The organism is Kineosporiaceae bacterium SCSIO 59966 (assembly GCA_020881835.1).
Taxonomy (GTDB): domain Bacteria; phylum Actinomycetota; class Actinomycetes; order Actinomycetales; family SCSIO-59966; genus SCSIO-59966.
On sequence record CP052876.1, the window covers coordinates 185,103 to 209,790 of the forward strand.

Sequence of the window (24,688 nt, forward strand, 5' to 3'; positions counted from 1 at the left end):
GAACTTCAACTAAGTGTTCGAGAACGATGAGAGGAAGGCGCACATGCGCGAGGTCGCCATCGCCGGAGTCGGGTACACGGAGCTGTCCCGCAAGTCCGGCCGTACCGTTCTCTCCTTGGCTGCCGAGGCCGCCCGCAACGCAGTGGCCGACGCCGGCATGTCCAAGGACGAGGTGGACGGGGTCGCCAGCTTCTCGGTGCTCAACGACTCGGTGAGCTGTGAGGCGGTCGCGACGGCGCTGGCGCTGCCCGGCCTCCGCTACGTGCTGGACTTTCAGCAGGGAGGCCAGTCGCCGAGCATCATCACGTACCAGGCGGCCACCGCCGTGGCGACCGGTCAGGCCGAGGCCGTCCTGGTTTTCCGCGCCCTCAACGGACGCTCTGGCGTTCGCGTCGGCAGCGGCCGCTTTGCTGGTGGAGCCGCCCAGTTCCGCTACCCCATCGGTTACAACGCCTATCTGATGTACATCGCCATGTGGGCGCGTCGTTACATGCACGAGGTAGGTGCGACCGAGGCGGATCTAGCGGCGGTGGCCATCGCGCAGCGCGCCTACGCCGAGCTGAATGAGCGTGCGATCCTCCGCAAACCCCTCGACATGCAGAGCTACCTCGACAGCCCCTGGATCGCGGAACCCTTCCGTGCCGCCGACTGCACCACCGAGGTCGACGGAGCCTGCGCACTACTGGTGACCACGCTTGACCGCGCTCGCGACCTCGCGCAACCCCCGGTCCGCATCGCATCGGGTGCCTACGCCGCAGGACCTCGCCCAGGCCTCGACATCGGCGACCAGCTGTTGACCGAGGACTTCACCTACAACTACGGCTACCTCCTACGTGAGGACCTGTTCGGGCGCGCCGGCATCGGACCAGGCGACGTCGACGTCGCGGAGATCTACGACTGCTTCACCAGCACGGTGCTGATGACCATTGAGGGGCTCGGCCTCGTGGAGCGGGGTGAGGCTGGCAAGTTCATCCGGTCCGGTGCCACCGCTGTCGACGGGTCACTCCCCATGAACACCCATGGTGGCCTGCTTGCCGAAGGGTACCTGCACGGGATGAACACGGTCACCGAAGCCGTGCTGCAGGTACAGGGTCGGTGCGGCGAGCGCCAGGCGCCCCGCCACGAGGTCGCCGTGGTCACTTCCGGCGCTCTCAACGACGGCTCGGCCTTGATCCTCACCGCCGACCGCTAGACCTTCTGACCGAAAATCTAGGAGCCGTTCATGTCGTTTCTCGCTACCCGGTACACCGAACTGGTCGGCATCGAGCACCCGATCATCCAGGAGGGCATGGGCCCGTTCAAGACCGTGGCCCTGGCAGCGGCCGTGAGCAACGCCGGGGGGATGGGCACCGTCAGCATGCCGGGCATGTCGCAGGAACCGAGCGAGGGTGCGGCCATCATGCGCCGTCACATCGCCGAGTGCGCCGCCCGTACTGACAAGCCGTTCGCTGTCAACGTGCCGGTCGGCGCCGACGACACCGGCAAGGTGCTTCCGATCACGGAGGCGTACATCAACGCCGTCATCGAGGCACGCGAGGCGGACGACAAGGTTGGGCAGCAGCTCAAGGTACTCACCACCAGTGCCGGTTTCCCCGGGTCGTTCGCTGCACGGATCAAGGACGCTGGCCTGATCCACCAGCACAAGGTCGGTAGTACCCGTCAAGCGATCAAGGCCGAAGAGGCCGGCGCCGACGTCATCATCGCCTCGGGGTACGAGATGGGCGGTCACACGCACCAGTCACCCGTGCACACCTTCGTCCTCCTGCCGAACGTCACCGCGGCGGTATCGGTGCCCGTCCTGCTCTCGGGTGGAGCGCGCGACGGACGGACCCTTGCCGCCGCACTGGCGCTCGGCGCATCGGGCGTCGCCATGGGCACACGGTTCATCGCCTCCACCGACAACACCGACTGGCACCCTTCGGTCGCACAGTTCGTCGTCGACGCACAGGAGGGTGACGACGTGGTGTTCCCGGGCGTCTACGGCCCTGCCCGGGGTCTACGCACTCCCGCTACGGACCGTCTCCTTGAGATCGTCCGCAACGGGGAGATGACGATCGATGAGCTGACCGAGTGGAAGGACCACGCTCTGCAGCTCGCGCAGTCCACCGGCGATCTCGAGAACGGCCTGGTCGCAGCCGGACAGGTCTCGAGCGGCATCCACGACGTGATCGACGTGGCCACCTTCGTTCCTCAGATGGCGCGGGAGGCCAGCGAAGTCCTACAACAACTCGTGCAGGGCATGACGACCGCCAGCGCCGCCACGGTCTGACGATTCCGTGGTAGCCGATTCTGCTGGCGCCTCTGGCAGAGGTCTGGTGCTTCTCGGCGGTGACCTCGACTTCGTCCAGGACGTGACCCGTCGGGCAGAGGCGGTCGGCTTCGACTCAGTCTGGACGACCGAGTTCTACGAGCGCACTGCCGTGGTCTCGTTGGCAGCGATGTCCATGGCGTCCTCGAGGGTGCAGCTGGGCAGTGCGATCGCGTACGCGGTCGGGCGATCGCCGCTCGTGCTGTCGGCCGAGGCGCGTGACCTCGATGAGCTCAGTCGTGGCCGCCTGATCCTCGGTCTGGGGACCGGCACGCGCACCATGCAGCGAGACTGGCACGGCAGTGATCCCACGGCCCCGGCCCGAAGGGTCGAGGAACTGGTGCCGCTGCTGCGCCGACTGTGGTCCATGGACGACACCGGCGTGTCGCACGACGGAGACTTCTACCACCTGGCCCTCAGACCTACCGCGGCGGTGCGCCCCCCGTTGCGGGCAGACATCCCTGTCTACCTTGCGGGGGTCAATGCCCGAATGGTGCGGGCCGCCGGATCCGTGGCCGACGGCCTGGTGGGTCACCCGATCTTCAGCCGTCGCTACGTGGACGACATCGTGCGACCGGCCCTCCAGGACGGCGCATCCCGCGCCGACCGGAACTGCTCGGTTCCCATCGCGGGGTACGTCATCTGCAGTGTCAACGAGAACCCGGATCTGGCCTTGAGGTGGGCGAAGGCGCAGATCGGCTTCTACGCCGTTGTCCGAACCTACCTCCCCGCCTTGGCCGTGCATGGTCTCGAGTCCATGGCGGCTGAGGTTCGCGCGGCGTGGTCGCGACGCGACGTCGACGCCATGGTCGCCGCCGTGCCCGACAAGGTCGTGGACCTCTTCGCGGTGGCCGGCACGCCGGACGAGGTAGGCGAGCAGCTGCAGGACCGGTTCGGGGGGCTGTACGAACAGACGTTGCTGTACTCGCCGAGCTTCGGGCTGGACTCTGCCCAGCTGCAGGCCAACGTCGACGCGATCATCGAGACTCTTGCACCAGGGGTGCCGGCGTGACGGCGGTCGGGCTGGCGGGCTGGGGGATGGCACAGTTCGGGAGTGGACAGGAGCGTCTCGACCTGCCGCTCGGCGTCCATCTTGCGACCCGGGCCGCCTTGGACCATGCGGGCCTGGAGCGCGCGGACGTCAGCGGAGTGGTGCTTGCCGGCTCTGACGCCCTGGACGGCCGCCTGATCTCATCGATGCACCTGGCGGGGCCCGCCGGTGGCTACCTCCGCGATGAGACAAAGGTGGTCGACGATCCCACCGTTGCCTTGGCGTCGGCTACGTGGCGCGTATCCGCAGGCGTCGACCGCGCGGTGCTCGTCGTCTCGTGGCACAGCCCCGGGGAGTCGGACCCCCTCAACGCGATCTCGCCCGACCCTGAGCCGGTGTTCTCCCGGCCCGTCGGAGCGCACCCGCTGGCGGCCGAGGCGCTCGCCGTCACTCGTTGGTTGCACGACCACGGCCTCACCGCCGACCGGTTCGACGCCCTGACGTCCTTCCTGTCGCGCGACACGGATGACGACCGGGTCTGGTTCGCGCCGCTGCGGGTCTCGCACTTCGCCCCGGTCGACGGCGCCGCCGTAGCGGTGCTGGTGGCTTCCGACGGGCTTCGCGCAGAGATCAAGGCCGTCGACTTCGCCACCGACAGCGCGCTGCCAGTCGAGGCGAACCCGGACCCGGTGGGCAGGCTCCGCGAGCGGATCCTCGGACGTACAGGTGTCGACCCTGCGGGCGCCCAGATCATCGAGACCACTGACCGAACGGTGTTCCGTCTGCTGATGGCCGCGCATGCTCTCGGGCTTGGCGATCCGGTCGACGTCGCGGACGCCGTCATCGAAGGCAGCCTGCCGCGACTGCAGCCGTCGGGCGGCCTGTTCCGCCGCAACGCGGGTTATGCCGCTGGACTCGAGCGCATCGTGTGTGCCGCCGCCGCCATCGAGCGGGGAGCTCCCACCGCGCTCGCCCACTCCTCCTACGGCAGAGCCGGGCAGGGACAGTCCCTCACTCTGCTGGGTGCCTGCTCATGAGCGCAACGAGGGTCGGTGTCATCGGTGTCGGGATGACACCGATGCGCACCCGTCGACCCGACACCGACCTCTTCGGGCTCATTCGCGACGCTGCGGTGGCCGCCCTCGACGACGCCGCGGTGAGCATGGCCGACGTGGACCTTGTCGTGCTCTCTCAAGCCCCAGACGCCTTGCACGGCCTCGGGCACCCTGAGCAGGAGATTGTCGACGTGCTCGCGGCTCGCGGCAAGCGCCTCGTGCGCGTGCACACCGGTGGGGCCACCGGCACCTCGGCGGCGCAGATGGCGTGGTGGGCGATCGCAGCCGGGGAGTCTCAATGCGCCCTGGTAGTCGGTGCCGACAAGATGGGGGACTCCCTCCAACCCGCTCAGCAGGCCCTCAACCTCATCTGGGATCCGGCCTACGAGTCCCTCCTGCCCCTCAACACGATCTCCATGACGGCGTTGCAGGCTCAGCGGTACTTGCGACACCACGGCATCGGCCTGCGCCGTGCGGAAGAGGTGTGGGCCCAGGTCGCCTCCAGGTTGCGGCACAACGGAGCGCTCAACCCCGCGGCGCACCTCCGCAAGCCTGTTACCCCGGAAGAGGTGCTCGCCAGCCCTCTGCTGTTTGCTCCGATCCGGAGGGACATGGCCTGTCCCCAGACATCAGGTGGCGTCGCGCTGGTGATGACCTCGGCTGAGCGTGCAGCCGTCATGGCCCGACCGACGGCCTGGATCGACGGGTTCGCGGCCCGTACCAACACCTACTTCCTGGGCGACAAGATGGGCGCGGTCTCTGACAACGACCATGGGCTGTTCCCTGAGCTCGCCCTCGCGGCAGCCGCGGCCTACGCCCAGGCCGGGATCACCGACCCAGGGCGCGAGATCGACGTCGCAGAGCCCTACATCCCCTTCGCCACGATGGAGCCGATCGCTGTGGAGGCCCTTGGCCTGTCGGCGCCGGGCCGAGGCATCGCCGACGCCGAGCAGGGTCGGTTCGATCGTGACGGGAGGATCCCCGTCAACCCGTCGGGAGGCGTACTCTGCGCGAACCCCATCAGTGTCAGCGCCCTGGCCCGGGTCGCCGAAGGGGCGCGCCAGGTCCGCGGCCGCGCCGGTGATCACCAGGTGGAGGGCTGCCGCACCGCTGTGGTGAGCGGCGCGGGCGGCTCGATCCAGTTCGTGGGCGTGGCCGTGCTCCGGGGTGGCGACTGATGACCCGGGTAGGACAGGTGCTCATCGACCGGGTCGGTCACGTCGTCCATGCGCGTCTGGACCGGCCCGACCGGCGCAACTGCATCGACATCGGCGTCATCGAGGGGCTCGAGCACGCTGTCGACATGGCACGCAGCGACGCCTCGCTGCTCGTGATTCGCGGGTCCGGCGGCCACTTCTGCGCCGGCGCTGACCTCGACCTCGTGCGAGGCCTGATCCATGACCGGCGGGAGCTCGAGGCCTACGTCACCCGGCTGAGCGACGTCCTGGACGCGATCGAGGCCGGTCCGTTCACCAGTCTCGCTGCTGTCGAAGGGTTCGCGCTGGCCGGCGGCTGCGAGATGCTCCTGGCTTGCGACGTGGTGCTCGCCTCGACGACCGCGCGGATCGGCGACCGCCACCTCGAGCACGCGCTGCTGCCCGGCGCCGGTGGCTCGGTGCGACTGGTCCGGGCCCTGCCCCGCGCGCGGGCGCGCTGGCTTCTCCAGAGCGGTGAGATGATCTCGGGCCAGCAGGCCGAGGCCTGGGGACTGGCCGCGCTGGCCGTGGCACCGGAGAGCTTCGACGCGGAGCTGGACCGCGTCGTCGACCGGCTCGCCTCACGTGACAGGTTCGCAGTCGCCGCGGTCCGCGAGATGGCCCGTGCCGCTGAGGAGTGGCCGCCGCAAGCCGCCTCTCACCATGAACGACAGCTCTTCCTGGACCACATCACCACGAGCCCGAACGTCCGTGAGCACCTGGACGCCTTCGTGAAGAGGAGTTGACCATGGGCGACGTCACGGCCAGCCACGTCATGATCCCCGGTGCATGGCACCTCGACTTCCAGCACGCAGCGGGTCCGGCAGCCAGTCGGTTCCTCACCACGCTGCGCGACCGCGGCGTGCTGACGGCGTCACCGTGTCCACGGTGCCGTCGTGTCCGAGTGCCGCCCCGCGACTTCTGCGAAGAATGCTTCGTACCGACCTCCGACGACTGGTTGGACGTAGGCCCGCAGGCTGTGGTCGAAGCAGCCACGATCGGGTACACGAGCTTCCCGGGCTATCCGGAGCCGCCTTATGCTCTCGTCTACGCACGGCCAGACCGTGCGGACACCGCCATCGGCAATTTTCTTCACGGCCTAGATCTGGCTGACTACCACGTCGCGCTGGAGCGGATGCACATCGGTGCCCGCGTCAGTGCCGTGTTCGCCGCCGAGCGCTCCGCGCTCGTCACCGACTTCCACTGGGTCCTGGACGACTGACTCGCTAAGGAGAAGCTCGTGCCCGCCATCGACAGCTCATCGTATGGGATCGACCTCGACGTCCCCTGGTGCTTCACCGACGACCACCGCTCGTGGCGCACGGTGCTGCGCAACTTCACCACGAACGTGCTCGCGCCGACCGTCGCACAGCGCACGGTCGACGCCGCGTTCGACGAATCCATCATCGACGGCTTGGGGGAGCTCGGCGTCTTCGGGCTTCGCGTCAGCGAGGAGTACGGCGGGTCCGGCTCTGACATCACCTCGTTCTGCCTGGCCATCGAGGAGATCTCACGGGTCGACGGAGGCGTCGGTGCCAGCGCGCACGTCCAAGGCATTGCCTGCGCGCTGTTCGAGCGACTCGCCAACGACACGCAGAAGAAGGAGATCCTGCCACTGGCCGCGCGTGGCGAGACGTTCATCTCCTTCGGCCTGACCGAGCCCAGCGGCGGTTCCGACGCCGGCAACATCCGCACCTCGGCAGTTCGGGACGGCGACGGGTGGCGTCTGTCCGGTTCCAAGGCCTTCATCACCAACTCAGGCACGCCGAGATCGAAGTACGTGATTCTCTTCGCCGCGACCGGGCACGGCCGACCCGGTCGGCCGGAGGTCTCAGCATTCCTCGTACCACTGGATGCACCCGGCGTGGAGGTCGGCCCGGCCTACGACAAGATCGGGTGGCGCACGTCCGACACTCATCCGCTGTACTTCGATGACGTACGCCTAGCCCGGCGCTTTCGTCGCGGTCCGGCCTGACGGCGCGTTCATCACATGAAAAGTGCTCCTGACCTGGGATGATGTGGCTTGTCGAAGGTCCACGCGTTCCAGATCGAGGAGCACCTTTCAGGTGAAGCAGCGTAGCCGGTTCTATCCGCGTCTCCACGTCGACACGACCGGTACCGGTGGGGTCGGCCACGGCGGCGGAACGGTGATCACCGAGACGGTCGCCACGACCGGGCTGGATGCGGCGCTGTCGCAGGCGCTGGCGCCGTGGCGCAAGCCGCTGGCGATCCACGATCCGGCCAAGGTGGTACTGGACCTGGCGGTCAGCCTGGTGCTCGGCGGGGACTGCCTGGCCGACGTCGCGGTGCTGCGCGCCGCACCTGAGGTGTACGGCCCGGTCGCGTCGGACCCGACGGTGTCACGGACGATCAGCGCGCTGGCCCAGGACGCCCCCGCAGCACTGAAGGCGATCAATGCGGCGCGGCAGGTCGCGCGCACGACGGCGTGGCGGCTGGCCGGCAGGCATGCTCCGGACGCCGGCACCAGCAGGGACCGGCCGCTGGTCATCGACTTGGACGCCACGCTGGTGACCTCGCACAGCGAGAAGGAGTCCGCCGCGCCGACCTTCAAACGGGGATACGGCTTCCACCCGTTGTGCTCGTTCGTCGACCATGGGGCCGACGGGACCGGGGAGCCGCTGTCGGTGCTGCTGCGGCCCGGGAACGCCGGTTCGAACACCGCCGCCGACCACATCACCGTCACCCGCGAGGCGTTGCGGCAGCTGCCGTCCCACCACAAGGGCACCCGGGCCGGGCGCAAGGTGCTGATCCGCACCGACGCCGCCGGGGCCACCCACGAGTTCCTGAACTGGGTCGTGTCCCAACGCTTGTCGTACTCGGTCGGGTTCACCCTGCCGGCCGACTTCGAGCCGACTTTGAAGCTGATTCCGAAGCAGGCGTGGACCCCCGCCTACGACGGCGACGGTGACGTCCGCGAGGGAGCCTGGGTCACCGAGGTCACCCACCTCCTGGATCTGTCGACGTGGCCGAAAGGCATGCGGGTCATCATCCGCAAAGAACGCCCGCACCCCGGCGCGCAGCTGCGCATCACCGACGTCGACGGGCACCGGGTCACCGCGTTCGCCACCAACACCGGCCCCGGCGGCCTGGGCACCCAGCTGGCCGACCTGGAACTGCGGCACCGCCGCCGGGCTCGCGCCGAGGACCGCATCCGCTGCGCCAAGGACACCGGTCTGGCGAACCTGCCGCTGCACGACTTCGCGCAGAACCAGATCTGGTGCGCCATCGTCGCTCTCGCCGCGGAGCTCACCGCGTGGATGCAGATGCTGGCTCTCACCGGGCACGACGCCCGGCGCTGGGAGCCCAAACGGCTACGACTGCGGTTGTTCACCGTCCCGGCCACCCTGGCACGCACCGGCCGCCGGGTCGTCCTGCACGTCAAGACGACCGCGCCCTGGGGACACCTCGTCGACGACGGCGTCCGCCAACTCCGTGCCCTCGCCGCCCCCGGGTGAGCGCCGGCCCACCCGTCCCGACAAACCCAAGGACCCCACCGGCCAGTGGAACCGGCGACCACCCGAGACGACACTCGGGGCGCTGTCACACCCTCCTGCCAGAATCACCCCACGCCGCGGTCACGACCCGCAGCGCCATGATCAACACCGGTGGGATGAAAGATCCGGGCTAGCCCGGCGCTTTCGTCGCGGTCCGGCCTGACGGCGCGTTCATCACATGAAAAGTGCTCCTGACCTGGGATGATGTGGCTTGTCGAAGGTCCACGCGTTCCAGATCGAGGAGCACCTTTCAGGTGAAGCAGCGTAGCCGGTTCTATCCGCGTCTCCACGTCGACACGACCGGTACCGGTGGGGTCGGCCACGGCGGCGGAACGGTGATCACCGAGACGGTCGCCACGACCGGGCTGGATGCGGCGCTGTCGCAGGCGCTGGCGCCGTGGCGCAAGCCGCTGGCGATCCACGATCCGGCCAAGGTGGTACTGGACCTGGCGGTCAGCCTGGTGCTCGGCGGGGACTGCCTGGCCGACGTCGCGGTGCTGCGCGCCGCACCTGAGGTGTACGGCCCGGTCGCGTCGGACCCGACGGTGTCACGGACGATCAGCGCGCTGGCCCAGGACGCCCCCGCAGCACTGAAGGCGATCAATGCGGCGCGGCAGGTCGCGCGCACGACGGCGTGGCGGCTGGCCGGCAGGCATGCTCCGGACGCCGGCACCAGCAGGGACCGGCCGCTGGTCATCGACTTGGACGCCACGCTGGTGACCTCGCACAGCGAGAAGGAGTCCGCCGCGCCGACCTTCAAACGGGGATACGGCTTCCACCCGTTGTGCTCGTTCGTCGACCATGGGGCCGACGGGACCGGGGAGCCGCTGTCGGTGCTGCTGCGGCCCGGGAACGCCGGTTCGAACACCGCCGCCGACCACATCACCGTCACCCGCGAGGCGTTGCGGCAGCTGCCGTCCCACCACAAGGGCACCCGGGCCGGGCGCAAGGTGCTGATCCGCACCGACGCCGCCGGGGCCACCCACGAGTTCCTGAACTGGGTCGTGTCCCAACGCTTGTCGTACTCGGTCGGGTTCACCCTGCCGGCCGACTTCGAGCCGACTTTGAAGCTGATTCCGAAGCAGGCGTGGACCCCCGCCTACGACGGCGACGGTGACGTCCGCGAGGGAGCCTGGGTCACCGAGGTCACCCACCTCCTGGATCTGTCGACGTGGCCGAAAGGCATGCGGGTCATCATCCGCAAAGAACGCCCGCACCCCGGCGCGCAGCTGCGCATCACCGACGTCGACGGGCACCGGGTCACCGCGTTCGCCACCAACACCGGCCCCGGCGGCCTGGGCACCCAGCTGGCCGACCTGGAACTGCGGCACCGCCGCCGGGCTCGCGCCGAGGACCGCATCCGCTGCGCCAAGGACACCGGTCTGGCGAACCTGCCGCTGCACGACTTCGCGCAGAACCAGATCTGGTGCGCCATCGTCGCTCTCGCCGCGGAGCTCACCGCGTGGATGCAGATGCTGGCTCTCACCGGGCACGACGCCCGGCGCTGGGAGCCCAAACGGCTACGACTGCGGTTGTTCACCGTCCCGGCCACCCTGGCACGCACCGGCCGCCGGGTCGTCCTGCACGTCAAGACGACCGCGCCCTGGGGACACCTCGTCGACGACGGCGTCCGCCAACTCCGTGCCCTCGCCGCCCCCGGGTGAGCGCCGGCCCACCCGTCCCGACAAACCCAAGGACCCCACCGGCCAGTGGAACCGGCGACCACCCGAGACGACACTCGGGGCGCTGTCACACCCTCCTGCCAGAATCACCCCACGCCGCGGTCACGACCCGCAGCGCCATGATCAACACCGGTGGGATGAAAGATCCGGGCTAGGGCCGGACGCCCTCCTGGGCGAGGTGGGCCGCGGGTACCGTGAGGCTCTTGGGTTCCTGACCTGGGCGCGCCTCCCGATCGCTTCGGCCTCGGTGGGCATAGCTCAGGGCTGCCTTGATGCGACCCTGGATTTCGTGCAGACACGCGAGTCGTTCAACAAGCGGCTCGGCGATCATCAGGCGGTCGGCTTCAAGGTCGCCCGGATGGCTGCAGCCACCGCCACGGCTCGAGCGATGACCTACGACGCCTGCTGGAAGATGGATCACGGCCACCCTTACGATCAAGAGGCCGCGATGTGCAAGCTGGTTGCGTCCGAGATCTGCAACAAGGTGGCATACGACGCGACCCAGTTGCACGGTGGAGCGGGGTTCATGCAGGAGACGGCGGTGACTCGGCTCTACGCAGACGCCCGGGTGATGACGATCGGCGAGGGCGCGTCCGAGGTGCAGCAGATGCTGATCGGTCGGAGCCTGGGTCTCAAGGTGTAAGAGAACTGCACCGTGCACAGGGTCCGCAGCGAGAAGCCGCTGCGGACCCTGTGCCATGACCGGGCAGGTGTGCAGGTGCCCGACCGACCCTGATGGCGTCACACGCCTCGTGCCTCACGGGCGCGAGCTTGAGCCAGCTCGCACGTCTCCATAGCGCTGGCGTAGCTCACGCTTGAGCACCTTGCCGGCCGCGCTCACCGGCAGCTCGTCTACGAAGACAACCGACTTGGGTGCCTTGAAGTGAGCAAGACGTTCACGCACGAACTCGATGAGCTCTGCCTCGTCGCACGTGGCCCCTGGCTTGCGGACGACAATTGCGCAGGGCACCTCCACCCAGTAGTCGTCTGCTACGCCGATCACAGCGCACTGCTCGACGCCGCTGTGCTGGTACATGATGTTCTCGACCTCGGTGGGGTACACGTTCAACCCGCCCGAGATGATCATATCCTTCTTGCGGTCGGTGATCGTGAGGAACCCGTCCTCATCGAAGTGGCCGACGTCGCCTGTGTGGAACCAACCGTCGATGATCGTCTCGCTGGTCTGTTCCGGCTGCCTCCAGTAACCGGAAGGCTGTTCGGCCAGCACGACCACCTCGCCGAGCTGTCCCGCGGGCAGGGGGGTCCCTTGGTCGTCGACGACGCGCACGACGTTGTTGCGTTGCGCCCGGCCACACGTTCCCGGCTTGCGCGAGTGCCACTCCGCGGTGAGCTGCGTGCACGTCATCGAGGTCCCGTTCCCCAGGAGCTCGGTGAGGCCGTACATCTGGTTGAGTACGTTACCGAGCGTTGCCTCCGCGCGCTTGGCGATCTCTACCGGAATCGGCGACGCTGCATACCACACCGCCTTGATGGGAGCCCTCTGCCACGTGCTGACCGCTTCGGGATGGTCCTCGAGATGCCGCAGCAGGCTGATGATGACGGTGGGCGCCAGAAGGCTGTAGGTGACCTCGTTCTCAGCGCACAGCTCGAGGAACTCCGCAGGGTTCCATCCTTCGGTGCACACGACGGTGCCACCTCGGGAGAGGAACGGCCACACGAACCCTATGGCCATGTGCGTGAAGGGTGTCACCGGCAGGTAGCGGTCCTGCTCGGATACTCCGGCCAGCTGGTTGACCAGTGTTGTCGCCGTGTGGAGTGAGAAATGACTGTGGGTGACCGGTACGCCCTTGGGCTTTCCGGTCGTGGCCGAGGTGTACATGAGCCGGTACAGGGTCTCTGGTGGGACGATCGTGTCGGGCTCTGCGTCGCTCGCGGCGTCGAGCAGCTCGTCGAAGTCCACCGCCCAGTCCGGGACGTCCTCACCCTCCTCCGGGATGCACAGCAGGTGCGTGCAGGTCGTCAGCTGGTCGCGGACGGACTCCAGGAGCATCGCCTGCCTCGGCCTGAAGATGACGGCACGCGACTCACTGTCGTTCAGGTGCCACGCCACTTCCTGGGGCGAAAGACGGGTGTTGAGTGGGACCGTGGTGATGCCGAACTTGCCCTGACCACCCTCGCACTCCAGCCAACGATCAGAGTTGTGCTGCAAGATCGCCGAGTGATCACCGAGGCCGAGGCCCAACGTTCGAAGGGCGTTGCCCACGCGGTTGAACGATCGGTTCAACTCCGCATAGGTCTGGACCCGTCCATTGTGCACGAGCGCCGGCCAATCGCTGAACTCCAGCAGTGCCGGACGGACGAACCTCTCAAAGAAAGACATTCCCGATCACTCCCTCACGCGTATAAAAGGCTATCTGGTGCTGCAACTTCCGTTGTCATCCATGACGAAGCACGGCGTTCGTCACAGATGCATCTGACCCACGGTGCAGCCGGCATCGGCGTGTCATCAGCTCAGTCCAGACGCAAACGTCTCAGCACGCCGCTCGGATCCACGCGCTCGCGGAGCACCGTGAGCTCCTCACCTGTGGGCGCCGGTGTGAAGGGCACCTCGGCGCTGTTCGACGACGGCAAGTCGAACCCGGTGCGCTCCCGCACTTCATCGGCGGTGCGCCCGGGGTGCACCGACTTCAGGCGCAGGGTGTCGTCATCACCGAAGTCCAGGACAGCCAGGGGAGTTACGACGAGCTGTGGCCCGTCCGAGTGCGGGTCGCAGAACTCGCGCCGTGCCGCTGTGCGTCCTGGTGCGCTGACATAGTCGGCTTCCTCGACGAGGATCCGCCGGTCGTGGCGCTGCAAGAAGATCATCGTCCGGCTGAAGTAGGCGGCGAAGACCAGCCCGACGGTGCCCGGGCCCCGTACCTGCAACGTGGGGTAGTCACGCCCGATGCCGACCATGTTCACGTTTCCGCGACGGTCAACCTGCATGCCGCCGAAGATCCCCACGGTTGGCGCCTTGCGCCAACCGCCGAGCTCAAAGTCAACGATGTCTTCGAGGCGGAACGCGTGTTCCGCACTGTCCAGCGTCACCGGGTCAGCGGTCGACTTCACCAGTCGTGCCGTCGAGTTGATCGCACCGCCGCCACCGCTGAGCCAGTTGAGGTCCGGGGCGTGCATCAGGCGGGCGAGCTGGAAGGCTGCCATCGGAATCTGCGAGTTCGCCCCGCAGGCACCCCACTCCCCGTTCCGCAAGCCCCGCGCCAGTGTGACCGCCATCAGCTCACCGGTGGTGAACGTCTCAGTCATGCCGTGTCCCCTCCGGGGTGGACGCGGGGTCGACGCGAAGGGTGCCGAGGAGACGCTTGACCCCTACCCGTTCCAAGTAGTCGTGGTGGTCGCGTGGCCCCTGTACGTACGTGGCCATCCAGTCGTCGGGGGAGCGCATGTACTCCTCCAAGGTCAGCTCGTCGCGTCCGTAGTGACCTGCCGACGACGTCGGGTGTGCGGCAAAGGGGAGCGCGACGACGGCGGAGACCATGAAGCTCGGTACGGTGACCTCCTTGTGCCGGCCAGCCGCGGCGTAGCCGTCAGGAACGATTTCGTCTGTGACCACGATCGCGGTCCTCGATGCCCGGAGGATCAGGTCGTCCTGGTAGACGGGCCCGTCCAGAAAGACGTTGCCGAAGCGGTCGCAGCGGGGTGCGTGCACGATGCCGACGTCGGGGCGCATGGCGGGGATCGCGACGTGCTCCCGGCCGGAGTACGGATCCACCACCGTGCGGAACAGGTCCGCCGACAGGGCACGGGTACTGGTCGCTTCGTGGCCGCGTGGCAGCGGCATGAAGGGGAGATTCGCAGCGGCCGCCTTGAGCCCGTAGATGGTGAAGGGTTCGTCGACGTCGTGCACGACGATCTCGCCCTTCTCCGCGGCGGCGCGGAACGCCGGCGCCAGACCGAGATCCTCCATGCCCACATACGCCGTGTAGACCTCCGCGACGGCCCCGGCAGCGACGAGGACCTCGACGGGGAGCCCGGCCGACACGTTCGGCAGCAACCGCAGGTTGCGTCGTCCGGCACGGGCGAGTTCACGAATGATGGGCATGGGTGCCGCGTGCGCGTGGATGCCACCAATGGCGACGAGGTCGCCGTCGGACACGAGTGCTGCGGCGGTCGGTACGTCGATCAGCTTGCTGCGTCTGCCCATGGCGTCTCCTCGCTGCTCTGAGCGGTCTCGAACCGTCTACGCACTTCAGTGGCCACGTCCACGACCCGGGCCATCTGGTCCTCGAGGTCGGTCCCCGCGATCCGGCAGATCACGTCGGTGACGCCGGCCTTGACGAATTCCGTGATCTCGTCAGCACAGTGGTCGACGCCTCCGGCCACGCAGTACCTGCGCATCGGCTGCGGGTCCATGGCGTACACCTCTCCGATGAAGGTGCTCGCCTCGCGCCACGCACGGTCGGCGTCGTCGTCCACCCGGATGTAGACGTGCAGGCCGGGTGTCAGCTCCTCCGGTTCACGGCCAACCTCTCTGGCCATGGCAAGGAGCCTCGACCACCGTTCGGCATAGCGCGCTGGTGTCACGAAGGCGCCAAGCCAGCCGTCGCCGTACCGAGCGGTGCGCGCCAGGGCGCCATCTGCTCGTCCCCCGTGCCACAGCGGGATGCGGGTCTGCACCGGAGGTGGCAGGAGGCCGTGCGGGTTGTCAGCGCGCCACATCTCGCGGAGCGTGCCCATCAGCTCGGTGGTCCGCCGGCCCCGGTCTCTCATCGGCACGCCTGCCAACTCGAACTCTGCGGGGTTCTCTCCCCCCACACCGAGAGCCAGGAGGACCCGTCCCTCGCTGAGTGCATCGATGGTGGCAACGGACTTGGCCACCCATGCTGGATGTCGGAGGACGCCGAGCAGCACCCCCGAGGCGATGGACACGCGCCGGGTGACGGCCGCCGTGGCCGCCATCATCGACAGGCACTCGTACAGCGGCACGTGAAAACTCAGGTGGTCTCCGAACCACACTGATGAGTAGCCCAGCTCCTCGGCCAGCACGGCGGAGTCGACCACGTCGCGCGCCGTGCGAAGCGGCGACCCAAAGTTGTTGAGCCCCACGCCGAAGCGCAGCGGATGCGTCACGCGGGCACTCCTTCCCGTTCACGACCAGGGGGTTGACATTCGACCGGATGGTTGAGACTCTAGCGGGCAGCAGGCCGGCCGCGCCAGAGCGGGCAGAAGAACTTCGACGATCGAGGCACCAGGGTCAAGGAGCTACCAGTGACAGCAACGCAGGCGGAACCGTCCCGCACGTCCTCAGTGCTCGTCGAGCGGATCGACCTCACTGCGGGACCAGGTGTGATGGCCCTCGTCACCCTCAACCGGCCCGACGAGATGAACCCGCTCGACTGGGACACCGTGAAGCACCTCAGCGCCGTTTTCGACGAGCTCGGGCACGATGAGGCGGTGCGCGTCGTCGCGGTCACGGGCGCCGGCCGCGCATTCAGCGCGGGGGGCGACATGAAGAAGTACCAGCAACTGCAGCGTGACGCCCAAGGCTTCCCCGAGTTCCTCGCTGACATTCACGAGACATTCTCCGCAGTCAGCCAGTACCCCAAACCGTACATTGCCTTGGTCAACGGCATCGCAGTGGCCGGGGGCATCGAGCTGGTGCTGTCCTGCGATCTGGCGATCGCCTCGGCCTCGGCGCGCATCGGCGACGCCCACCTACCGTTCGGCCAGATGGGCGGCGGGGGTGTCCTCACCCTGCTGCCTCGGGCGGTCGGCCCCGCGCGGGCGCGGGAGCTGATCTTCACAGGCCGGATGCTCAAGCCCCAGGAGGCGTTGGAGTGGGGTCTGGTGTCGCAGGTCGTCGAGGATGACGACCTCGTGCCGGCTGGCGTTCGCTTCGCCGAGCAAGTGGCGGCGAAGTCGCCGCTGGCCGTGCGAAACGCCAAGCAGGTGCTCAACTCCGGACTCTGGGAGGGCACGGGCGTGCCCAGCGGCATGCGGCTGGAGCGGGAGGTCACCGCTCGTTACTGCCTGACCAGCTCCGACGCCCCCGAGGGGCTGGACGCGTTCTCATCCAAGCGCACGCCCCGGTTCACGGGACGCTGAGCTCACTCGATCATCCAGGAGGATCCGTGTCGACCCCGGTCGTCTCTGTCGAACCGCCCGCTCCCCAGATTGACCCCGACAGCGCCGGGTACTGGCGCGGTCTCGCCGAACACGAGGTACGGCTGCCCCGGTGCAGCCAGTGCGGGAAGGTGCGTTTCCCTCCCCTTGACGCCTGCCCCTACTGCGGGGAGCCGGGCGGAGAGGAGACGGTGCTGTCCGGGGTAGGAACGGTCTACTCCTTCATCGTCCTCCACCGCACGTTCCATCCCGCTTTCGAGGCCGACCTGCCCTTCGCGATCGCGGTCGTCGACCTGGAGGAGGGGCCCCGGGTCGCCGCCCGCATCGAGGCCCCGCCGGAGTCCGTCAGCATCGGTATGCGAGTCGGGGCAAGGTACGTCGACCATGAGTCGTGGACAGAGCTGCGCTTCGCGCCGCAGGACAGCTAGAACCGAGGAGACGCACCATGTCGACCCACACCAATCACGAGGTCACCTCCGACTGGGCCGCCGTGATCCACAAGTTCGGCCGCGACAAGGTGATACCCCGCAACGGTGGGCTCGACGCCCACCCGCAGGACATGGACCTCATCAGGTCGTTGTTGCTGGAGGTCGGCAGGATTGGACTGTACGGAACGGTGATCTCCCCGGAGTACGGCGGCACCGGGCCGAGCAGTGTGGCCCTGCACGAAGCGGTCGACGCCCTCGCCTACCACAACGCCGGTCTCGCCATGTCCACCATGCCGACCTACCTGACGGCCCGGGCGCTGATGTCCTTCGGCACCGACGAGCAGAAGTCTCGGTGGCTGCCCGGGATCGCGGCCGGGGAGACCATCACGTCGTGGGCCGTCACCGAACCGGACACTGGTTCCGACGTCGCCAATATCACCACCAAGGCGGTCCGCGATGGCGACGGTTGGCGGATCAACGGGACCAAGATGTTCATCACCAACGCCACCATCGCTGACGCGGTGCTCCTGCTGTGTCGCACCGGGGGACCTGGCATCAAGGAGACGCTGACGACATTCGTGATCCCGATGGACGCGCCAGGCATCAGCGTCACTGGCGTGCTGGAAAAGATGGGACTGCGGTCGTCCCCGACCTGCGAGCTGGTCTTCGACGACGTCCGGGTCGAGGACACCGACCGGTTGGGGGAGGTCGGCGAGGGCTGGCAGGTGGCGATGGACGTGCTCGACTACGAGCGGCTCGCCATTCCTGCCATGACTGCCGGCATGGCACAGCGTGCGCTGGAGCTCTCCCAGGCCTACGCCCTCCAACGGACCGCGTTCGGTGGTCCGATCGCCGACCTGGCTCCTGTCGCTGAGATGCTGGCCGACATGGCGGCCGCGCTGCTGGAGTGTCGGCTCCTGTACCGGCACGCTGCCGCGCTGTCAGACGCGGGCAGGCCATCGGTCGCCGAAGGCTCGATCAGCAAGCTCGTCGCCGGCCGGTTGGCCAACGAGGTGACCAGCCATGCCGTCCAGATCCACGGCGGTTATGGGTACTGTCGCGAGTACGAGGTCGAACGTCTCTACCGCGACGCCCGCCTGTTCATGATCGGCGGGGGCACCAGCCAGGTGCAGCGCAAGATCATCGCTCAACAGCTGCGCCGGTCCCCCCGGTGGGGAGTGTCCGCCGGCATGTGGGGATGACACCTCCTCCTGTGGGCAGTGAAGTGGCTGCGGCGGCGCAGGTAGTGCGTCGTCGTGGAGGACTCGTGTGCCGAGCTGTTGGAGGTCGGCGCGTCGTTGGCGGTGCGGCCGGTGCCGTCCGCTCGTGAGCTGGGCGCCAGCCCGCCCTCCTCACGTTCAAGGTCAACGGCGGCGACGACGCGGCGGGGGCGATCTGGTTCCTTGTGACGGGCGTCCGACCGTCAGCCGCCGGTCAGCGCTGACGGGCCGTGACAGGCGGGTAGGGGCTGGGGGACGTGCGTCGGCGGCGGCAAGGGAATGACCATGGGGTCGAGGGTGAGAGCCTTCCGCGCTGCCCGACACCGCAACAGGAGGAGGCTCGTCCGTGTCGAACAGGTTCGAGGGCAAGGTCGCGATCGTCACCGCCGCGAGCCGGGGCATCGGCCTTGCGATCGTGGAGCGCCTGATCGCCGAGGGCGCGAAGGCCGTGATCACCGCGCGGAGGCAGCAGCCGCTGGACGAAGCCGTGGAGGCGCTCGGTGGTCCGGACGTCGCTCTCGCCGTCGCCGGGAAGGCGGACGACACCGACCACCAGGGTGAGACGATCCAGCGCACCCTGGACACGTTCGGCAGACTCGACATGCTGGTCAACAACACGGGGATCAACCCGGTCTACGGGCCGCTGGTGGAGCTCGATCTCGGCGCCGCACGCAAGATCGTGGAGGTGAACTGCCTCGCCGCGCTGTCGTGGGTGCAGCAGGCCCACAAGGCCTGGATGGCGCGGTACGGCGGCTCCATCGTCAACGTGGGCTCGGTCGCGGGCCTGCAACCGGCGGCCGGGATCGGCTTCTACGGCGCCAGCAAGGCGATGCTCAACCACCTCACCCGAGGACTCGCGTTGGAGCTTGGACCCAGCATCCGGGTCAACGCGGTCGCACCGGCGGTCGTGAAGACCAGATTCGCCACCGCCCTCTACGAGGGCAAGGAGGAGGCAGTCGCATCGGTCTATCCGCTGAGGCGGCTCGGCGTGCCCGAGGACGTCGGCAGCGTCGTCGCCTTCCTCCTTTCCGACGACGCGGCGTGGATGACCGGGCAGATCGTGACCGTCGACGGCGGCGTCACCCTCATCGGCGGGATCTGAGGTGGGCGTCCAGGGCGCAGGTGTCGTCGTCACGGCCGTGCTGGGAGTTGTCGGGTGAGCCGGCCGCGCGACATCGATGCCGTCGTCTTCGACTACGGCGGCGTGCTGACCACTCCGGTGGGCCAATCCATCACCAGCTGGCTGGCTAGAGAGGAGATCGACCCGGCCTCGTTCTCCGGCGCGCTCAGGGCCTGGCTGTCTCGTAGCGCTCCGGACGGTACGCCGATCCACCGGCTCGAGACTGGCGAGATGGGCGTCGAGGAGTTCGACCGGTTGCTGGCCGCCGAGCTGGTGCGCTACGACGGTCGTCCCGTCGACCCGGTGGGGGTGCTCGGCCGACTCTTCGCCGACCTTCGTCCAGACGAGGAGGTCTACCGGCTCGTCGACGAGCTCCGGGACGCTGGCATCCGGGTCGCGATGCTGTCGAACAGCTGGGGCAGCACCTACCCGCGACCGCGGATCGACGAGTTGTTCGACCCGCTGGTGATCTCCTCCGAGGTCGGGCTGCGGAAGCCGCACGCCGCGATCTTCCGGCTGACCGTCGAGCGTCTACGCCTGCCGCCAGAGCGGGTCCTGATGCTCGACGACGCTGAGCCCAACGTCGAAGGGGCACGGGCGGCCGGGCTGCAGGCGATGCTCCACACCGACGCAGCCAGCACGCGCGCGCGGCTTGCCCGACTGCTGCCGGGCCTCTCACCGACCTCGCCGGCCCGGCCGACCCGACCCGCACCGGACCCGTCCGCGCGATGACCTCAGATCTGAGACACCGTGACCAGCCAAAGCCAGCCGCCCCCACCGCGGCCGCGGGTTGTACGGGTGCCGAGGTGTCGGATGGGACTGCTGCAGCGAAGGAGGAGGACACCATGAAGACCTTCAACGGGATCGACGAGTTCGAGAAGGTAGTTGGCACGCACCTCGGGTACAGCGACTGGCACACGATCACCCAGGAGCAGATCGACCGGTTCGCCGACGCCACGGGGGACCATCAGTGGATCCACGTGGATCCCGACCGAGCGGCGCAGGGGCCGTTCGGCGCCACGATCGCGCACGGGTACCTGACCCTGTCGATGGTGCCGATGCTCATCTCGGAGATCTACACCGTCGAGGGCCTGACGATGAGCGTGAACTACGGCTGCAACAAGGTCCGGTTTCCCTCGCCGGTGCCGGTGGGCTCCCGTGTCCGCGCAGGAGCCGAGCTGCTGTCCCTCGTGCCCGGCCCTGCCGGCGTCCACTCGACCGTCCGGGTGACCATCGAGCGCGAGGGCTCCGGCAAGCCGGCCTGCGCCGCGGAGATCGTCGCCGTCCTGGTGCCCTGACATGCTGACGGCGCGACAGCAGCTGCCCGGGTCTCACCTCGACCGCCGTATGCCCTCTCGCCCCCAGCGTCGCGGTCAAGTTCGCCGGCGTCCGAAGGGCATGCGGCACTGCCACGCCCGGGGGCTGACGGCGCGGGTTTGGACGCCGTCGAGCAGTTGACCGCAGCAGGCATCAACTCATTCAAGGAGCACTGAGATGGACTTCGCCTTCGACTCCCGGACCGAGGAGCTGCGTGACGAGCTGCTCTCGTTCATGGACGAGCACATATACCCCAACGAGCGGGTGTTCTACGATCAGCTCGAGCAGCTCGACGACCGGTGGGCGTGGACCCAGACGCCGGTCCTGCAGAAGATCCGCACCGAGGCGAGGAAGCGCGGGCTGTGGAACCTCTTCCTTCCCGGTGAGCACGGCGCCGGCCTCACCAACCTCCAGTACGCACCGTTGGCCGAGATCATGGGGCGCAGCGGTGCCCTCGCTCCGGCGGCCTTCAACTGCGCTGCCCCCGACACCGGCAACATGGAGGTTCTCACCATGTTCGCTGACGACGACCAGAAGAAGACCTGGCTCGAACCGCTGCGTCAGGGCGAGATCCGTTCCGCCTTCGCGATGACCGAGCCCGATGTGGCCTCCTCCGACGCCACCAACATCAGCACGAGCATCGTCCGGGACGGTGACGACTACGTCATCAACGGTCGAAAGTGGTGGATCACCGGCGCGATGAACCCTGACTGCCAGATATTCATCGTCATGGGGAAGACCGATCCCACCGCCGAGCGTCACCGGCAGCAGTCCATGGTTCTGGTGCCAAGGGACACCCCCGGCTTGATCGTGAAGCGTGGCATGGAGGTCTTTGGCTACGACGACCACGACCACGGCGGACACGCCGAGCTCGAGCTCAACGATGTCCGCGTCCCGGCATCGAACCTGATCGGTGAGGAGGGGGCTGGGTTCGCGATGGCGCAGGCCCGGCTAGGCCCGGGCCGGATCCACCACTGCATGCGTGCCATCGGCGTCGCCGAGCGCGCCATCGAGCTGATGTGCCGCCGTGCGGTCGACCGGCACGCATTCGGTATGGCCCTGGCGGAGCAGGGTGTCATCCGGGAGTGGATCGCGGAGTCCCGGGTCAAGGTGGAGCAGCTGCGCCTGCTGGTGCTCAAGACCGCCTGGTTGATGGACACTGTCGGCAACAAGGGGGCGCACACCGAGATCCAGGCGATCAAGATCGCCACCCCGAGCACCGTCGGCTGGATCCTGGACAAGGCCATCCAGCTCCATGGCGCCGCCGGCCTGTCCCAGGACTTCCCGCTCGCCAAGTCGTTCGCGAGCGTCCGCACGCTGCGATTCGCCGACGGCCCGGACGAGGTCCACATCAGGTCGCTGGCCACCCGGGAGATCAAGCGGCAGCTCGCGCAATGAAGCACCGCGACGCGGACGCCACCGGGGGGCACGGCCCTCACCGAGCACCGGTTGAGAAGTCACGGTCACGCTGGCGGAGGATGGGGGATTCGAACCCCCGAGGGCTTGCGCCCAACACGCTTTCCAAGCGTGCGCCCTAGGCCACTAGGCGAATCCTCCGCGGACAGGGTAGCGGAGCCGCCGGGGCCACCCGTCCCGAGCGGCTGCCGGACCACGGCGGGTACAGTGGCGGGCAGACCCCTCGTGCGGCGTCATCCTGCTGAACTCCCCCAGGGCCGGAAGGCAGCAAGGGCAGGCGGGCTCTGGCGGGTGCGCGGGGGGTCCTCTGCTGTCCCCGGTGGCGGTTAGGGTCGGTCCGTGTCCACCGCGCTGTACCGCCGCTACCGGCCCGAGACGTTCGGTGAGGTCATCGGGCAGGAGCACGTCACGGTGCCGCTCATGCAGGCGCTGCGCAGCGACCGGGTTCACCACGCCTACCTGTTCTCCGGGCCCCGCGGCTGCGGCAAGACGACGTCGGCGCGGATCCTCGCCCGCTGCCTCAACTGCGCGCAGGGCCCGACGGACACCCCCTGCGGTCAGTGCGACTCGTGCGTCGAGCTCGCCCGCGGCGGCCCGGGCAGCCTGGACGTCGTCGAGATCGACGCCGCCAGCCACGGTGGCGTGGACGACGCGCGGGAGCTGCGGGAGCGGGCCGTGTTCGCCCCGGCCCGCGACCGGTTCAAGATCTTCATCATCGACGAGGCCCACATGGTCACGACGCAGGGCTTCAACGCCCTGCTGAAGATCGTCGAGGAGCCGCCGGAGCACGTGAAGTTCGTCTTCGCGACCACGGAGCCGGACAAGGTGATCGGCACGATCCGGTCCCGGACCCACCACTACCCGTTCCACCTCGTGCCGCCGGAGCGGCTGCTCGACCACCTCGAGCAGGTGTGCCGGGCCGAGCAGGTCGAGGTCGGGAAGGGAGTGCTGCCGCTCGTCGTCCGGGCCGGCGGCGGGTCGGTCCGGGACTCGCTGTCCGTGCTCGACCAGCTCGTCGCCGGCGCCTCCGGTGGCCGCGTCGACTACGAGACGGCGGTGACCCTGCTCGGGTACACCCACGCGGCGCTGCTGGACGACGTCGTCGGGGCCTTCGCGGTCGGCGACGGCGCCACGGTGTTCCGGGTGGTGAACCGCGTCATCGAGTCCGGCCACGACCCGCGCCGGTTCGTCGAGGACCTCCTCGAGCGGTTCCGTGACCTCATCGTCCTGCAGGCCGTCGGCGACGGGGCGCGCTCGATCTTCCGGGCGCTGCCGGAGGACCAGCTCGACCGGATGCAGCAGCAGGCGGCCGGGTTCGCCCCGGCCACCCTGTCCCGGGCGGCGGACCTGGCGAACACAGCACTGACCGAGATGGTCGGCGCCACGTCGCCGCGGCTGCACCTCGAGCTGCTCTGCGCGCGGATCCTGCTGCCCGGCGCTGAGAGCACCGAACGGGGGCTCGCTGCCCGGCTCGACCGGTTGGAGCGCCGGCTGCACGTCTCGCTGCCGACCAGCGACGCCCAGCCGTCCGTGCCGCAGCCCACGCAGCCGACGACGCAGTCGACCACGCAGCAGGCACCGCCCCAGCCCGAGCCCGCCCCTGAGCGGACGCCGGAGACGCAGCGCCCGCACGAGCCCGTCGCCGACGAGCATGCGCCCGAGCCCGAGCCCGAGCCCGAGCCCGAGCACCAGCCCGAACCTGCGCCCCAGCCCGCTGCGGCGTCCGCCGGGGTCGCCGGTGCCGAGGCGGTCCGCCGGATGTGGCCGGACGTGCTCTCCCGGCTCCGCGAGATCAAGCGGACGACGTGGAGTGCCACCAGCCAGTACGCCCAGGTGCTCAGCGTGGACGAGCAGACCCTGCGGCTGGGGTTCTCCAACTCCGGGGCGCTCGCCATGTTCGCCAGGGGAGCGCACCCCGAGCTGGTCCGGCAGGCCCTCATCGACGTCCTCGGGCTCGACGTCCGGGTCGAGGCGGTGCCGCTCGACCAGGCGTCTCCCGCGACGACGCCACCCGCAACCACGCCACCCACAACCACGTCCCCCGAGACCGCGTCCCCGGCGGCCACGTCGCTGTCACCGGCGACGTCCCCGTCGCCGTCGGGTCCCGGGGCCGACAGCGACCCCCCACCTGACCCCCCGGACGACGACCCCGGCCCCCCCGGCCAGCCGGCCCCACGACGTCCCGCGGGAGAGGGGGCCGGCGGCCCGGCGTCCGCGGTCCAGGTCCCGGTGGCCCCCGAGGACGACACCTGGAGCCGTGACGACGAGGACGCGGAGGACTCCGGGCTCGCCGGGCCGCAAGTGGTCGAGCAGATCCTCGGCGGGCGCGTCATCGAGGTCCGTGAGGGTCCCTGACCCT

23 protein-coding genes, 1 tRNA gene and 1 other RNA gene are annotated in these 24,688 nt (G+C 68.7%); 20 read left to right on the plus strand and 5 right to left on the minus strand.

The window, feature by feature from the left end; translation table 11 throughout:
- The first annotated feature begins 43 nt into the window (after nt 1-43).
- The 11 genes from HJG43_00900 to HJG43_00950 all read left to right on the plus strand — a co-directional run bounded on the left by HJG43_00900 (nt 44) and on the right by HJG43_00950 (nt 11,390).
- Nucleotides 44-1,192, plus strand: coding sequence for a hypothetical protein (locus HJG43_00900; GenBank protein ID UER53354.1), 1,149 nt, complete (start codon nt 44-46; stop codon nt 1,190-1,192).
- Nucleotides 1,193-1,222: 30 nt separating this feature from the next.
- Complete coding sequence (locus HJG43_00905) at nt 1,223-2,269, plus strand: nitronate monooxygenase (GenBank protein ID UER53355.1); 1,047 nt, start codon at nt 1,223-1,225, stop codon at nt 2,267-2,269.
- A gap of 46 nt (nt 2,270-2,315) precedes the next feature.
- The gene (locus tag HJG43_00910) at nt 2,316-3,320 is read left to right on the plus strand and encodes an LLM class flavin-dependent oxidoreductase (protein ID UER53356.1); all 1,005 of its coding nucleotides are present in this window, start codon (nt 2,316-2,318) and stop codon (nt 3,318-3,320) included.
- A complete protein-coding gene (locus HJG43_00915; GenBank protein ID UER53357.1) occupies nt 3,317-4,336 on the plus strand; it encodes a hypothetical protein in 1,020 nt (339 codons plus the stop codon). The genes HJG43_00910 and HJG43_00915 overlap by 4 nt, the downstream gene beginning before the upstream one ends.
- A gap of 32 nt (nt 4,337-4,368) precedes the next feature.
- A complete protein-coding gene (locus HJG43_00920) occupies nt 4,369-5,532 on the plus strand; it encodes a thiolase family protein (protein UER53358.1) in 1,164 nt (387 codons plus the stop codon).
- Nucleotides 5,532-6,296 carry an enoyl-CoA hydratase/isomerase family protein gene (locus HJG43_00925; protein ID UER53359.1) on the plus strand — a complete coding sequence of 255 codons (765 nt, stop codon included), beginning with the start codon at nt 5,532-5,534 and terminating at the stop codon, nt 6,294-6,296. Before HJG43_00920 ends, HJG43_00925 begins: the two co-directional genes overlap by 1 nt.
- A 2-nt stretch (nt 6,297-6,298) precedes the next feature.
- Complete coding sequence (locus HJG43_00930; protein ID UER53360.1) at nt 6,299-6,772, plus strand: hypothetical protein; 474 nt, start codon at nt 6,299-6,301, stop codon at nt 6,770-6,772.
- Between the two features lie 27 nt (nt 6,773-6,799).
- Nucleotides 6,800-7,525: a hypothetical protein gene (locus HJG43_00935; protein UER55586.1), complete on the plus strand. Its 726-nt coding sequence runs from the start codon at nt 6,800-6,802 to the stop codon at nt 7,523-7,525.
- A 91-nt stretch (nt 7,526-7,616) separates the two neighbouring features.
- Complete coding sequence (locus HJG43_00940; GenBank protein ID UER53361.1) at nt 7,617-9,026, plus strand: IS1380 family transposase; 1,410 nt, start codon at nt 7,617-7,619, stop codon at nt 9,024-9,026.
- 293 nt (nt 9,027-9,319) lie between these two features.
- Nucleotides 9,320-10,729 carry an IS1380 family transposase gene (locus HJG43_00945; GenBank protein ID UER53362.1) on the plus strand — a complete coding sequence of 470 codons (1,410 nt, stop codon included), beginning with the start codon at nt 9,320-9,322 and terminating at the stop codon, nt 10,727-10,729.
- Entirely contained in the window at nt 10,707-11,390 is a 684-nt protein-coding gene (locus HJG43_00950) for a hypothetical protein (protein UER53363.1), read from the plus strand. Before HJG43_00945 ends, HJG43_00950 begins: the two co-directional genes overlap by 23 nt.
- A gap of 114 nt (nt 11,391-11,504) precedes the next feature.
- Here HJG43_00950 and HJG43_00955 read toward each other — a convergent pair whose 3' ends face one another.
- The 4 genes from HJG43_00955 to HJG43_00970 form a co-directional block, all read right to left on the minus strand.
- The gene (locus HJG43_00955; GenBank protein ID UER53364.1) at nt 11,505-13,088 is read right to left on the minus strand and encodes an AMP-binding protein; all 1,584 of its coding nucleotides are present in this window, start codon (nt 13,086-13,088) and stop codon (nt 11,505-11,507) included.
- Between the two features lie 131 nt (nt 13,089-13,219).
- A complete protein-coding gene (locus HJG43_00960; protein ID UER53365.1) occupies nt 13,220-14,011 on the minus strand; it encodes a 3-oxoadipate--succinyl-CoA transferase subunit B in 792 nt (263 codons plus the stop codon).
- The gene (locus HJG43_00965; protein UER53366.1) at nt 14,004-14,909 is read right to left on the minus strand and encodes a CoA transferase subunit A; all 906 of its coding nucleotides are present in this window, start codon (nt 14,907-14,909) and stop codon (nt 14,004-14,006) included. The genes HJG43_00960 and HJG43_00965 overlap by 8 nt, the downstream gene beginning before the upstream one ends.
- Nucleotides 14,888-15,835, minus strand: coding sequence for an LLM class flavin-dependent oxidoreductase (locus tag HJG43_00970; protein ID UER53367.1), 948 nt, complete (start codon nt 15,833-15,835; stop codon nt 14,888-14,890). The genes HJG43_00965 and HJG43_00970 overlap by 22 nt, the downstream gene beginning before the upstream one ends.
- A gap of 216 nt (nt 15,836-16,051) precedes the next feature.
- Between HJG43_00970 and HJG43_00975 the strand changes: the two genes are divergently transcribed.
- The 7 genes from HJG43_00975 to HJG43_01005 all read left to right on the plus strand — a co-directional run bounded on the left by HJG43_00975 (nt 16,052) and on the right by HJG43_01005 (nt 22,311).
- Nucleotides 16,052-16,810 (plus strand): enoyl-CoA hydratase/isomerase family protein, encoded by a 759-nt coding sequence (locus HJG43_00975; protein UER53368.1) that lies wholly within the window; start codon nt 16,052-16,054, stop codon nt 16,808-16,810.
- Between the two features lie 26 nt (nt 16,811-16,836).
- Nucleotides 16,837-17,256, plus strand: a complete 420-nt coding sequence (locus tag HJG43_00980) for a Zn-ribbon domain-containing OB-fold protein (protein UER53369.1) — start codon at nt 16,837-16,839, stop codon at nt 17,254-17,256.
- 17 nt (nt 17,257-17,273) lie between these two features.
- Nucleotides 17,274-18,458: an acyl-CoA dehydrogenase gene (locus tag HJG43_00985; protein UER53370.1), complete on the plus strand. Its 1,185-nt coding sequence runs from the start codon at nt 17,274-17,276 to the stop codon at nt 18,456-18,458.
- Between the two features lie 364 nt (nt 18,459-18,822).
- Complete coding sequence (locus tag HJG43_00990; GenBank protein UER53371.1) at nt 18,823-19,578, plus strand: SDR family oxidoreductase; 756 nt, start codon at nt 18,823-18,825, stop codon at nt 19,576-19,578.
- A gap of 54 nt (nt 19,579-19,632) precedes the next feature.
- Entirely contained in the window at nt 19,633-20,328 is a 696-nt protein-coding gene (locus HJG43_00995) for an HAD family phosphatase (protein ID UER53372.1), read from the plus strand.
- A 113-nt stretch (nt 20,329-20,441) separates the two neighbouring features.
- On the plus strand, nt 20,442-20,894 hold the full coding sequence (locus tag HJG43_01000; GenBank protein UER53373.1) for a MaoC family dehydratase: 453 nt from the start codon (nt 20,442-20,444) through the stop codon (nt 20,892-20,894).
- Between the two features lie 196 nt (nt 20,895-21,090).
- A complete protein-coding gene (locus HJG43_01005) occupies nt 21,091-22,311 on the plus strand; it encodes an acyl-CoA dehydrogenase (protein UER53374.1) in 1,221 nt (406 codons plus the stop codon).
- 71 nt (nt 22,312-22,382) lie between these two features.
- Here the strand turns inward: HJG43_01005 and HJG43_01010 are convergent.
- Nucleotides 22,383-22,470 (minus strand) — tRNA-Ser (locus HJG43_01010).
- Between the two features lie 73 nt (nt 22,471-22,543).
- On the opposite strand from HJG43_01010, the gene ffs reads away from it, so the two are divergent.
- Together ffs and HJG43_01020 are read left to right on the plus strand one after the other, a co-directional pair.
- An RNA gene (gene ffs, locus HJG43_01015) (signal recognition particle sRNA small type) lies at nt 22,544-22,640 on the plus strand.
- A 28-nt stretch (nt 22,641-22,668) separates the two neighbouring features.
- On the plus strand, nt 22,669-24,684 hold the full coding sequence (locus HJG43_01020) for a DNA polymerase III subunit gamma and tau (protein UER53375.1): 2,016 nt from the start codon (nt 22,669-22,671) through the stop codon (nt 24,682-24,684).
- The last annotated feature ends 4 nt before the right edge of the window (nt 24,685-24,688 follow it).